The following is a 12,346-nucleotide window of genomic DNA, read 5'->3' on the forward strand; positions in this document are numbered from 1 at the left end:
CCGGGGCGGCCGCCGGGTCCTGACCGGGGCGGCCGCCGTCAGTTGCCGTCGCGGAGCAGAGCCATCTGCCGCGCATACTGGCGGCGGCCGACCAGCCGCCACAGCACCCGTCCGGCGAGCGGAACCTTGGCCAGGAAGAAGCGACGCTCCTCGTCGTCGGCCTCCTCGAGGATCGCCCCGAGCGCCACGAGCACCTTCTCCTTCGGCAGGTTCTCCATCCCGGCCCGGCCGACCCGCTCCCACTCCTCGCCGGTCAGGTACTGCTCGACCATCGGCATCACCAGCTGCTCCTCGTCATCGATATGCTCCAGCAGCACCCGGAGGTGCTCCTCGACGCTGTCGGCTGCGGCGTCGCGGTCGGTCGCCTCGGCGGTCAACTCCCAGGCCGACAGCCGTTCCTCGACGGCGGTCAGGGTCACGTCGAGTGCCTCGTGCTGCATCTCCATCCGGTCGACGAGTTCGTGGTGGAGGCGGGCCCGTTCGTGCAGCAGCGGCCAGATCAGCGCATCCTCGGTCGCGTGATGGTGGTGCAAGCCGGCGATGTACTCGCGGCCGTACCGGCTCAGCTGCCGGGCCCGGTCCAGGTTGCCGGGCGCGGTGGCCCGAACGAACCGGTGCAGGTGGGCGGCCTCCCGGCGGAACACCCGGTGAATCATCATCATTTCGCGGGTGTAGGTGGTGCTGTGCACAGTCTCATCTCCTCAGTGGTGGTCTCCCGGCAAACCTCGGGCACCCGGGTCACCGCGGCGACACCGAGCAGCCCGAGGACGCCCAGGAAGGTGAACAGCCCCGGGTAGCCGCCGACAGCGAGCAGTGGCGGGGCGAGGAACGGCACGATCGACTGGGGCAGCGCGTTGGCGATGTTCGCGATCGCCATGTCCCGGCCGGCGTCGGCGCTGCTGGGTAGCAGGCGCACACACATCGCCAGGTCGATGGCGACGAACACGCCGGTGCCCGAGCCGAGTAGCCCGGCCGCAACGAAAACCCAGGTCAGTGACGGAGCGAAGGCCAGCAGGGTCATGCCGGCGGCGGCGGTGAGCCCGCTGAACACGACGAACGGCAGCTGCCGGCCCAGCCGGTCGGACAGGTACCCGGCGACGGTGCTGGCCAACGCGATCAGGACGACGGAGAGCAGCGTCAGCCGCAGCACCAGGTCGCCCAGACTCTCCTCGGGCACGCCGAAGTGCTGGAGCAGATAGAACGAGTAGTAGGTGTTGCCCGCATAGGCGCACGTGACGAGGAAACGGACCAGGCAGGCCCAGCCGAACGCCGGGTACCGGCGCGGGTCGATCCAGAACGTCCGGACCAGCCCGGACAGGTTCCACGGCTCGGCCGTCCCGTCGCCGGGCACGTCCCGCAGCAGCAGGACGGCGATCGCCCCGGCGAACGCCGTCACCACCGCCACCGCGATCCACTGCGCCGGTGATCCGGCCGGGATTTCGTTCACCATCCCCAGCCCGATCAGCGGACCGGCGGCGATCGTTGTCCCGACCAGGCCGGACACCCCGCCCCGGCGCGGCCCGGGCACCTGGTCGGCGACCATCGCGCTGGTGGCGGCCGCCTGAAAGGTCAGCAGGATCTGCGCCACCCCCCAGAGCAGCACCACCTGCCACACCGCGGTCGTGACGCTGAGCAACGCGAGGGTCGCGGCTCCGGCCACCGCACCGAGCAGGATCCAGGTGCGCCGGCGGCCGAACCGCAGCCCGGTCCGGTCACTGATCCGGCCGGCGACCGGGTTGGCCACCAGGGCCACCAGCGCACCGAACCCGGCGACGACTCCGAAAGCCCCGGTGGCGCCGTCCCCGGCGATCGCGGTCAGCCGCAGCGTGAGCAGCAGTTGCACCGGCGTGATGACCGCGACGAAATACCCGGTCTGCGAAATCAGCAGGGCCGGGACGAGCCGCCCGAGCGGTGTCCTCATGCGTGGTGTTCTCCGTCCGGGATCGGTCAGGGCGGCACACATCCGAGCAGCGCGACATTGACGACCGATAGCCAGGTGATGCACGGCCCTCCCGTCATCCGGCTGTCAACCGGATGTGGACAAGCGGGCGCGGCAATGGGGGCGGCTTGTCGACATCGGGGATTGCGGGGCATCACATCTTGTTGAGTTGGACATCGGCACTGGCCGGGATCGCCGCCACCGCCTGGGGCTCCGCCGACTTCCTCGCCGGGGCCGGCACTCGGCGGCTGCCGGTCCGGGTCATCCTGATCGGAGCTCAGCTGACCGGTCTGGTGTTGGCCGCGGCCTATCTGACCGTGCGGGGCGGGCCGCTGCCCACCGATGTGCGGCTGCTGGTGATCAGCGCTGTCGCGGGCACTCTCTCGGTGCCGGGGATGGGCCTGATCTACCGGGCGATGCGGGACGGTTCACTCGCCGTGGTCGCCCCGGTCGCGGCCGGGGCGGCCCTGGTGCCGGTCGGCTGGGGACTGCTGCACGGCGAACGACTCGGCGCGATCGGGATCTTCGGGGCGGCCGCCGCGATGGCCGGCATGACCTGTGCGTCGTGGCCGGCCGGGAACCGTTCGATGCGGCCGGCCCGGTGGCGGCGGGCCGGGTACGCGAGCGGGGCGGCGCTCTGCTTCGGCACGTTCTTCGTGCTGCTGCACGAGGCGGCACCCGATGACCCGTACATCGCCACCGCTTATGTCCGCATTGTCGGTGGGATCGCGGGACTGCTGCTGCTCGGGTGGGCCGTGGCCGGTCGGCGGATCCGGATCAGCCGCGGAATCGGCCCGCTGTGGCTGCTGCCGGTGGCGGTCGGGGTGCTGGAGACCGTGGCGGACGCCGCGTTCGCGGGGGCCGCTGCCGGGCACGCGGTCGGCGCGGTGGCCGTCCTCGCGTCGCTCTACCCGGCTGTCACGGTGCTGCTCAACGCTGTTCTTTTACGAGAGAGACTCCCGGCCGTGCACCTCTGCGGAGTGTTCGCCGCGCTGGTCGGGGTGGCGTGCCTGGCCGGCTGAGCGGGCGGCCGGGTGCGTACGGGCGGCCGTGTTCGTGGGGAACGCGGCCGCCCGGTCCCGTACCGGGAGATCCACCGAGACCAGGGTGCCGCCCTGCGGGGAGGCGCCGATGTGGGTGGTTCCGCCGAGCTCCCCGGCACGCTCCCGGATACCGGTGAGACCGACACCGGCCCGGTACCGCCGCGGCAGCCCGGTCCCGTCGTCGGCGATCTCCAGGTGCAGCGCGTCCGGGGTGCGGTCGAGGCGGACCGTGCAGCGGGTGGCCCCGGCGTGCCGGACCACGTTGGTGATCGATTCGGAGGCGATGTGATAGGCGGCCACCTCGACGGCCGCGGGCAGTGGTTCGATGTCACCACCGGCCGACACGACCACGTCGACGCCGCCGCCACCCAGCTCGCGGGCCCGCTCCTCCAGCGCGGCCACCAGGCCGAACTGGTCGAGCGCCGGCGGGCGCAGCCCGTACACCAGGCGGCGCATGTCGGCGAGGGCCTCCCGGTGGACGCCGGTCAGCCCGGCGAGGATCTGCTGTGCGGTGTCCGGGTCGGACGGCATCAGGGTGTGCGCGAGTTCGACACTCATCCCGGCGGAGGCGAGGGTCGGGCCGAGACTGTCGTGGATGTCACGGCGCAGACGGCGCCGTTCCTCCTCCAGGGCGGTGACGGTGCGTTCCAGGGATCGTTGCAGGCGGGAGGTCAGCAGCAGATTGTGGGCGGTCGAGCCGACCTGCCGGGCGAGCACGTCCAGCAGCCGCGAGTCGCGGGCACCGAACGGTTCCTGCCGCGGACCCGGGTCGAGGACCAGCCGGCCGATCTCCTCGCCCTGGTGCACCAGCGGGACCTCGATCTCCCGCCCCGACGGCCGGCCGTGCGTGAACGACGGCAGGTCCAAGCCGTCCACCTCGACCGCCACGTAGGACAGCCGCAGGGTACGGGCCAGGGTCTCCACCAGCCGGGCCAGCACCGAGTCGACCGAGCCCGCCGACTCCAGGTGTTCCCCGAGCACGGTCAGCACCTCGTACGGGTCGTCACGCGAGCCGTAGACCAGGCGCCCCACCACACGGCGCAGGTACCGCTGGGTGGGCGCGAAGGCGAGCGCGACCACGGCTGCGGTCAGCACACTCTCACTCGCGCCGATCGCGGCGGCCAACGCCAGATAGGCGACCATCAACCCGGCGGTGACCAGGCCGTACACGAGGGGGCGGCGCAGGATCACCTGGATGTCGAAGAGCCGGTAGCGGAGCACGGCCAGGCCGAGCGTGATCGGGAACGGCGCGAAGGCGATGCTGACCAGGACGTCCCACGGCAGCAGCGGTGTGCCGGTGACCGCTTCCGGGATCCGGCCGAGAACCAGGTACAGCACGGCGTCGAAACCGAGCGCGTACAACGGCAACCGCATCCGGCTGCGGGTCTCGGGCCCGTCCGCGAACCGGTAGCCGGCCAGGAACGCGGCGACGATCAGTACCGGGAAGACGTTCGCGGCCGGTGTCGACAGCGAGATCAGCGCCCACCGGGAGACCGATCCGGTGGCGATGGTGAGCACGTAGAGGATCGGTGGCAGCAGGTAGGCCGCGGTGATCACCGCCCGGCGGAGCCGCCGATGTGGCCACGGCTCGGGGAAGACAGCCGCGAAGTGCAACAGTGTCGACCACAGCAGCGCCGACGCCACCTCGCCCAGCATCCCGGGCCAGAATCGGCCGGTGACAACATCGACGACCTGATTGGCGTACGGGTACGACAGGCCGGACAGGAACACCAGCAGACCCAGCGCGTACAGGATCCGGGCGGCTGGATGACGGGGCCGGCGCACCACCACGAACGCGCAGACCGCCCACATGGTGGCCCAGAACGGCGCGGTTCCCAGGTTGTCGCGCAGAATCTCCGGGAACGGGTAGTGGAAGAGCGTGACCGGGATGTCCAGCACCCGCTCGTCCCGCGACACCGTGTAGATCAGGGTGTCCCCGACCGCAAAGCCCGGCTGGACCTGGGTGACCGGGAGCCCGTTGACCGCCGTCACCAGGTCGCCGACGTGCAGTGGCCCGGCCGATTCGGTCACCCGCAGACCGCCCGCGGTCCAGTCCTCGGTGGTCCGCCGGATCAGCGCCCCGTCCGCCGGCGCGAGCATCCGCACCGCGAACACCACAGCCATCGGTACGGTCCACGCCGCGTAGGCTGCCGCCCGGACCCACCCCGCCCGACTTTCAGGGAGCCGAGACAATGGTCGACCTCCGCGTGCTGCTGGCCGACGACCATCCGGTCTTCCTGGCCGGCATGCGCCAGCTCGTGGACGCGATGCCCGGCATGACCGTGGCCGGCGTGGCGGCGACCGGTGCCGATGCGGTCACCGTGGCGGCGTCGACGGTGCCCGACGTCGCCGTCCTGGACCTGCACATGCCCGGCCTCTCCGGTGTCGAAGCCACCCGTGCCATCACCACCCGTAACCCCACGATCGGCGTGATCATCCTGACCATGATGGACGACGACGAATCCCTCTTCGCCGCGATGCGTTCCGGCGCGAAAGGCTACCTGTTGAAGGGCGCCGGCCCGGCGGAGGTGACCCAGGCGATCACCGCGGTCGGCAACGGCGCGGCGGTCTTCGGCCCTGGCATCGCGCACCGGCTGATCGACTACTTCACCACCGCGCCGCGGCTCTCCACCGACGAGATCGCCGGACTGACCGCGCGCGAACGCGAGATCCTGGAACTGGTCGCCGACGGGCACAACAACGCCGCCATTGCACAGCATCTGTTCCTCAGCTCCAAGACGGTCCGCAACCACGTCTCGAACATCTTCGCCAAACTGCACGTCGCCGACCGGGCCCAGGCCATCCTCCGGGCCCGGCGGGCGGGACTCGGCAACTGAGAACCCGGGACACCGATCGGGACTCCAGCACCATCCGCCGGGACGGCCACCGCGCCTAACCTCCCCGCCATGACGACGACGTTCCAACTGCTCGGTCCGGTGCGCGCCTGGCGCGACGGCCGGGAGCTGGCGCTGGGCAGCCCGCAGCAGCGCACCCTCCTGGCTGTCCTGCTGTTGCGGGAGGGCCTGGTCGCGACCGTCGACGAGCTGGTCATGGCGCTCTGGGACACCGAACCGCCGGTCACCGCGGTCGGGATGCTGCGCACCTACGTGTCCCGGCTGCGCCGGGTACTCGGCGATGACGTGGACGTGCACACCTACGGGCCGGGCTACCTGCTGAACACACCGCGCGAGCAGGTGGACGTACGCCGGTTCCGCCATCTCACCGACCGGGCCCGGCAGTCCGTGGGCCGGGGCGATCACCTCGACGCGCTCCGCGACCTGCGGGCCGCCGTCGGACTGCACCGGGGTACAGCGCTGACCGGAGCAGCCGGGCCGTTCGCCGAGCGACAGCGGCACCGCCTGGACGAGCTGGTCGTCACGGCCCGGCTCGACCTGCACGCCGCGGGCATCGCCCTCGGCCGGTACGAGGAGGCGCTGCCCGACCTGGCCGTCCTGGCCGCCGAGCACCCATTCTGGGAACGGGTCCACGAGCTGCGGATGCGGGCGCTGTTCGAAACCGGACGGCCGGCCGAGGCCCTGTTGCAGTACCACGCGCTCCGCAACCGGCTCGCCGAGACGCTCGGCATCGACCCGGGCGCCCGGCTGCAACACCTGTATCGGGAGATCCTGCTCGCCGACCGGCTCGTCAGCGCAGCCGGCTGATGATCACCGAGCTGAGGTCACCGCCATCCTGGCCGTTCCTCGGACATCTGCCCGCGCTGATCCGGGGTGGGCGCCCGCACCGGGTTCTGGAGGACTGGTGCGACCGGTACGGCACGACGTACCGGCTGCGCCTGCCAGGTGGTCCTGCCGTGGTCACCGCCGATCCTGCGATCGTGTCGACCGTGCTCCGCGGCCGGCCCCGGTTGTTCCGCCGGGACCCGCGGATCACCCGGACCATCGAGGCGACCGGGATCCACGGTGTGTTCACCGCCGAGGGAGCCCGCTGGCACGCTGATCGCCGGGCCGCCAACCGGTTGCTCATCGGCGACCCGCAACCGGTGATCGACCGGGCCGTCGATCGGCTGTGCCGCCGCTGGCGGGCACTACTTGCCGACGGTCAGCGTGTTCCCGTTCTCGCCGACCTGACCCGGCTGAGCCTGGAAGTGACCGTCGCCGCAACGACCGGTCGTGACATCGGGGCCATCGACAATCCGGACGGTCCGCTGCAGACTCTGGTGCCGCGTCTCTTCCCGGCCATTCAAAGGCAACTGAACACGCCGTTCCCTCTGCCCCGAGACCGGCGATTGGAACGGTTGCTGCGCACCGCCCGGGATCTGTTGCCCAGCGACGACTTCGGCACCGTGCTTACGCTGCTACTCGCTGGACAGGACACCACGGCGGCTGCGGCCGGCTGGGCGCTGCACTATCTCGCCGGGCATCCTGAGGAACTGGCCGCGGTACGGGCCGAAACGGAACCGGCGAACTATGCGCGGGCAGTCGTCCGGGAGGCGCTACGGCTGCGACCGCCCGCATCCCTGACCGTCGTGGAAGCGATCGAAGAGACGTGGCTCACCGGGGAGGACGGGGTCCGGTTGCGTGCGGTGCCCAGCCTGCCGATCTGGGTGCTGCTGACCTACGGTGCCCGCCGATTCCCGGATGCCGGAGTCTTCCAGCCGTCCCGGTGGCTGACCGACCGGGCACCGCGGGACGCGGTCTACCTGCCGTTCGGCGGTGGGCCCCGGGTCTGCCCGGGGCGAGACCTCGCCCTGCTGGCCGCTGTGGCGGTGGTCGCGGCGGTAACCCGGAACTTCGATTTGCGCAGCGACGGACCGGCCCGGGAGAAGGTCGAGTTCACGGTCCGCCCCAGCAGGCTGCCGTTGGTCATCAGCGCTCGGTGACCGATACCGCGGCTCGGTTCGATGACCGAGATATATAGACGTAGCGGCGATCTTTAATATGTGACGCGATAGATCTTCCGCGGGGGAGGACCCTTTGCGTCATCACTCCATTCCTCGCTGGGTGCTCGGTGGGCTGACCGTGACCGCGTTGTCGGTCGCCGGCCTGAGTGTCCCGGCCTATGCAGCAGATACCCCTGGTCTGATCGTCGGTGGGCCTCAGCAGGTCACCGCCGCGCCGGGGGAACGTTTCGATGTCACCCTGTCGGTCACCAACGACGGTGACGCCGCTGTCGACGGTGTGTCCGTCCTCTTCGACACCCTCTGGGCCCACGAGGACGTCGAGCAGTTCTCCAACTGCGAATACGACGGCGGCCTGGTACGGGCGTGCGTCTTCGATCAGACGCTGGCGGCCGGCGCGTCCTACCGGCTCGTCGTGCCGTTCCGGGTGCGTGCGGACACGTCCGCGCCGGGGCGGCAGGATGCCACCTTCAAGTGGCAGGCCGCGTCCGAGCACGTCAGTGCGGGCACCCCGGGCACCGGTTCCGTTCTCCGGTTGCAGGAGGGGGCACGGATCGGTTCGGGTGAGGACCCGAACTGGCAGGAGTTCACCCTCAACGTGACCGGGAACAACGGCATCGATCTGGTCGCCGTCGGTGGCACGGTCGCCGGTTGGGTCGGTGACGTCGTGGAGACCGAGTTCGGTGTGCGCAACGACGGGCCGGCGACGCTCGACCTCAGCCGGTCCGGTATCGGGGCGGCCCGGGTCGTCCTCACGGCGCCGCAAGGTACGTCCATCGTCAGTGCGGAGGGGTGCTACCGCGTCACCTCGGCGCAGGCTCTGTGCGACACCGAGTACCGGTTCAAGGTGGGCGAGGTCAAGAAGTGGAAGACCACCCTGCGGATCGACAGGTCCGTACCGGATGCCTCGGGTTTGATCGAAGTCAATCCGGACTGCAAGTGCGAGCGTTTCTCCGGTGACATCGACAAGTCGAACAACACCGCGGCGCTCGTCGTGAACGCGTCGGTCGACGACACCAAGCCGGTGGTCGAGGACGCGGGCCTGGTCGCGCACTCGGCCGTCGCCTACACGGCGAACTTCTGGCCCCGGGTGACGGACAACGTCGGGGTGACCCGGCTCGAGGTCACGGGCTCGCCCGCCCGGGTGGTCGCCACCTGCAAGCCGCGGGTCTCGTCGTCCTACTGGGAGTGCAAGCTGAACCAGGAGGTCGAGGACGGCACCGAGGCCGAGAACGTCGTCACCATCACGGCGTACGACGCGGCCGGTAACGCCAGCGAGCCGGTCAGCGTCCCGGTGCTGGTGGACCGCGCGTTGCCCCTGTACACGCTGTCGCCCGCGCCGGAGTCGTCGCTGCGTTCCGGTCCGGTGACCATCGAGCTCAAGGGCGTGCCGGCCGACATGACGGAGGTACGGGTCTTCGACCGCGATGCCGATCGGGTCGTCGCCACACTCACCGCGGCGCCCTGGCGTCACGTCTGGAACGCGACGAACGATGAGGCGCCGCCCATCTTCCTGGCCGTGGACAAGGTCGGTAACCCCTGGTATGTGGACGGCGCCTATGTCGTCGACGACGAGTCGCCGGTGATCAACCAGGTGGCCACCGTCGGCCAGTACCTGCCGAACCGGGTGGACACCGGCACGGGCTGGGTCGGTGCCAGGGCAGACCTGGAGTACTCGGTCACTGACGAGTCGCCGATCGTCCGTACCGAATGGTGGGTCAATGGGGTTTTGGCATCGGCCACCCCTCGCTTCACCTGGGACGTGCGCGCCGTCACCGCACCGACCGCCCGCGTGGAGCTGCGTGTCTGGGATGCCGCGGGCAACGTCGCGTCGAAGTCCTTCACGGTGAACATCGACAAGGTCGTTTCGGCGACGGTCGTCGCGCCGGCGCAGAATACGCTGGTCCGGGGCACCTCGTTCGTCACCTCGGTCACCGTCGGTGACCCGCGTGGGCGGGCGTGGAGCACGCTGCTGTCGCCGGTCCGCTTGTCGGGCTCGCGGACGTCGGCGCGGGTGACGGCCGGGAAGGACGGCGCGAAGACGATCATCTGGGAGGTCGCCGACCGGCTCGGCAACGTCGCTCAGTTCAAGCGGACCGTGATCGTCGACAACACCGCGCCGACCGCGTCGTTCAAGAGTGCGCCGAAGAACAAGGCGAAGGTGACCAGGAAGTTCGGCGTCACCGTGAACGCGAGTGACCGGAACGGCATCGGCCGCGTCGAGCTGCTGGTCAACGGTAGGAAGGTCGCCACCGACTACCGGGCCGGCTGGGGTTTCACCATCAACCCGAAGAAGTACGGCAAGTCGTTCACCGTCCAGGTCCGCGTCTACGACCGGGCGGGTAACCACAAGCTGACGACCAAGCGGACCTACCGCAGGTGAGAGATCCGGGTGACATCGGCGGCGTACGGGCCGCCGATGTCACCCGCGAATCAGCGGCGGTACGTGCGCTTGGCGAGCGTCTTCACGTTGCCCGCCTTGTCGTACGCGCGGAGCTGGACCATGAACTTCTTGCCGTATTTCTTCGGGTTCAGGGTGAAGGTGTAGCCGGCCTTCGTGTCGGTGGCGACCACCTTGCCGTTGACCAGCAGCTGCACCTTCGCGATGCCGTTCCGGTCGCTTGCGGAGGCGGCCAGCGTCGCGTTCTTCGTCAGCTTCGCGTTGTTCTTCGGCGCCTTCGTGAGCTTGAGCGCCGGCGCGACGGTGTCGTTGACGACGACGCGACGGGCGATCGTGGTGTTGCCCAGGCTGTCGGTCACGACCCATTCGATGGTGTGGTCGCCCTGCGCCTTCAGAACCTTCGTCCAGGCCCACAGCGAGCTCGTGGCCTTGCCTCCGGTGACCCGCACCGAGCTGATGCCGCTCGGGTCCGAGGCCTTCGCGGTGGTACGGACACTGCCGCGCACCAAAGCCCGGTTACCGGGGGTGATGGAGCCGACTGCGGGGCCGGCGTTGTCGACGTCGTAGGTGCCGGAGTCGTAGTCGCCGTTCCCGGCGTGGTCGAAGACACGCATCGCCAGGGACTGTGTGCCGTTGAGGCCGCGGGTGTCCCAGGTCATCGTCCACGGCGCCGCGGTGCTGCGGGCGAGGATCTGCCCGCGGGCGTCGAGCAGTTCGATGCGTGCGGTGTCGCTGGAGACCTTCGTGGGCTGGAACGTGACCACGCCGTGGAGGCGCGACCCGAACGCCGGGGTGAGCGTCGCTTCGGGCAGGAGCACGTCCGCTCGTACCCGCGTGGTCTTCTCTCCGGTGTTGCCGGCCGCGTCGAAGGCGCGGATGGTGATCCGCGGCTCCTGCCCGTCCACCGACGTCGGCAGCACGACGCGGACCTCGCGGGGCAGCGGGCTCTCGTAGGTCCTGGTGACCGTGCCGTCCACCAGCACCTGCACCTTCGTCACCGCGACGTCGTCGGACCAGGCCGGGGTGACGTCCTGGTACCAGCCGAGCAGCCGGCCCTCGGTGATCCCGGTCGAGGTGACGACCGGCGGGTTGGTGTCGGTGCCGCCCGGGGCGGTCGGTGACGGGTTGAGGATCAGCGGCGCGGTGTCGTTGGACCTGTCGAGGTCGTCGGCGAAGCGCTCGCACGTGCACGCCGGGTTCACCTCGATCATGCCGGTCGCGTCCTGGACGACCCGATCGATCCGCAGGTTGAACGGCAGGTTCATGGTGTAGAACTCGCCGATCTTGAGAGTCCCGTCGAGCACACACGCGTACTGCACAGCGTCGGTGCGGGTCCGCTGCGCGTCCGTGGCGGGCGCACACCTCGACGGGGCGCTCTGCACCGACGTGCCCGGCGGGATCGTGACGACCACCAGTCCGTGCGGCACGCCGGTGGCGATCCAGTTGAGCGTGGCCGGACCGTCGTTGCGCACCGTCGCTTTGACCTGGACCACGTCGCCGGCCGCGCCGTACACCTTGCTGCCGGTGGCGACGAGGTCAGCGCTCTGCCGGCCGGTGATCGCGAGGTCCACGAACTGCCAGGGGTAGTGGTCCACCGTCTCCGGCGTCACGTCGTCGAGCAGCGCGATGGGCGCGGCGTCACCGGGCGTGCCGTACGGGCGGTAAAACGCCTTCTTCTCCCAGACGAACTGGGTCCTGATGGCGCTCGGCGCGTAGACGTCGGCCGGGGCGCGGAGCGGCAGATCCACCCGGTACGACCGGCCCGGCTCCAGGGTCCGGTCGAAGACGCACCCCTTCACGTCTCCGTAGACGCCGTAGGTGCAGTTCTTGTACCGGCTCTCGGTTGCGAAACCGTCGATCCCGTTGAACGAGACAGCGACGCCCTCGAGCGCCCTGGTGCCGGTGTAGGTGACCGACAACGGCGCCGTGAAGAGGCCGCCCGGTGTGGCGCTGACCTTCAGTGTCGCGCCCGCGTTCAGGGGCATGCTCTCGTCGGCCCGCGCGGGGGCGGCCAGGGCGAGTGGTGCGGTGATGACGGCCAGGGCGGCGAGCAGGCGCCGCGCCATGGTTTTGTGCATGAAATTTTCCTCCCGTGTACCCGGCAT

Annotated in this window: 9 protein-coding genes; 5 read left to right on the forward strand and 4 right to left on the reverse strand. The window is 70.2% G+C overall.

Annotation, left to right across the window (positions count from 1 at the left end):
* Positions 1–38: 38 nt before the first annotated feature.
* Together ACFO0C_RS18420 and ACFO0C_RS18425 are read right to left on the reverse strand one after the other, a co-directional pair.
* Positions 39–689 carry a hemerythrin domain-containing protein gene (locus tag ACFO0C_RS18420; RefSeq protein WP_378067881.1) on the reverse strand — a complete coding sequence of 217 codons (651 nt, stop codon included), beginning with the start codon at positions 687–689 and terminating at the stop codon, positions 39–41.
* Entirely contained in the window at positions 659–1,921 is a 1,263-nt protein-coding gene (locus tag ACFO0C_RS18425; protein ID WP_378067882.1) for an MFS transporter, read from the reverse strand. Before ACFO0C_RS18425 ends, ACFO0C_RS18420 begins: the two co-directional genes overlap by 31 nt.
* Before the next feature lie 182 nt (positions 1,922–2,103).
* Here ACFO0C_RS18425 and ACFO0C_RS18430 point away from each other — a divergent pair, with 182 nt between their 5' ends.
* Positions 2,104–2,961 (forward strand): EamA family transporter, encoded by an 858-nt coding sequence (locus tag ACFO0C_RS18430; protein WP_378067883.1) that lies wholly within the window; start codon positions 2,104–2,106, stop codon positions 2,959–2,961.
* On the opposite strand, the gene ACFO0C_RS18435 is transcribed toward ACFO0C_RS18430, so the two are convergent.
* Entirely contained in the window at positions 2,884–5,106 is a 2,223-nt protein-coding gene (locus ACFO0C_RS18435) for a histidine kinase (protein WP_378067884.1), read from the reverse strand. The two genes, ACFO0C_RS18430 and ACFO0C_RS18435, sit on opposite strands and share 78 nt — an antisense overlap.
* 68 nt (positions 5,107–5,174) lie before the next feature.
* Between ACFO0C_RS18435 and ACFO0C_RS18440 the strand changes: the two genes are divergently transcribed.
* The 4 genes from ACFO0C_RS18440 to ACFO0C_RS18455 all read left to right on the forward strand — a co-directional run bounded on the left by ACFO0C_RS18440 (position 5,175) and on the right by ACFO0C_RS18455 (position 10,223).
* The gene (locus ACFO0C_RS18440; protein WP_378067885.1) at positions 5,175–5,819 is read left to right on the forward strand and encodes a response regulator; all 645 of its coding nucleotides are present in this window, start codon (positions 5,175–5,177) and stop codon (positions 5,817–5,819) included.
* 69 nt (positions 5,820–5,888) lie between these two features.
* Positions 5,889–6,644, forward strand: coding sequence for an AfsR/SARP family transcriptional regulator (locus ACFO0C_RS18445; protein WP_378067886.1), 756 nt, complete (start codon positions 5,889–5,891; stop codon positions 6,642–6,644).
* Positions 6,644–7,822: a cytochrome P450 gene (locus ACFO0C_RS18450; protein WP_378067887.1), complete on the forward strand. Its 1,179-nt coding sequence runs from the start codon at positions 6,644–6,646 to the stop codon at positions 7,820–7,822. Before ACFO0C_RS18445 ends, ACFO0C_RS18450 begins: the two co-directional genes overlap by 1 nt.
* Before the next feature lie 94 nt (positions 7,823–7,916).
* A complete protein-coding gene (locus ACFO0C_RS18455) occupies positions 7,917–10,223 on the forward strand; it encodes an Ig-like domain-containing protein (protein ID WP_378067888.1) in 2,307 nt (768 codons plus the stop codon).
* Positions 10,224–10,273: 50 nt separating this feature from the next.
* On the opposite strand, the gene ACFO0C_RS18460 is transcribed toward ACFO0C_RS18455, so the two are convergent.
* Entirely contained in the window at positions 10,274–12,319 is a 2,046-nt protein-coding gene (locus tag ACFO0C_RS18460; protein WP_378067889.1) for an Ig-like domain-containing protein, read from the reverse strand.
* Positions 12,320–12,346: the final 27 nt, after the last annotated feature.

The sequence above is a fragment of the Actinoplanes subglobosus genome, assembly GCF_042650585.1.
GTDB classification, from domain to species: domain Bacteria; phylum Actinomycetota; class Actinomycetes; order Mycobacteriales; family Micromonosporaceae; genus Actinoplanes; species Actinoplanes subglobosus.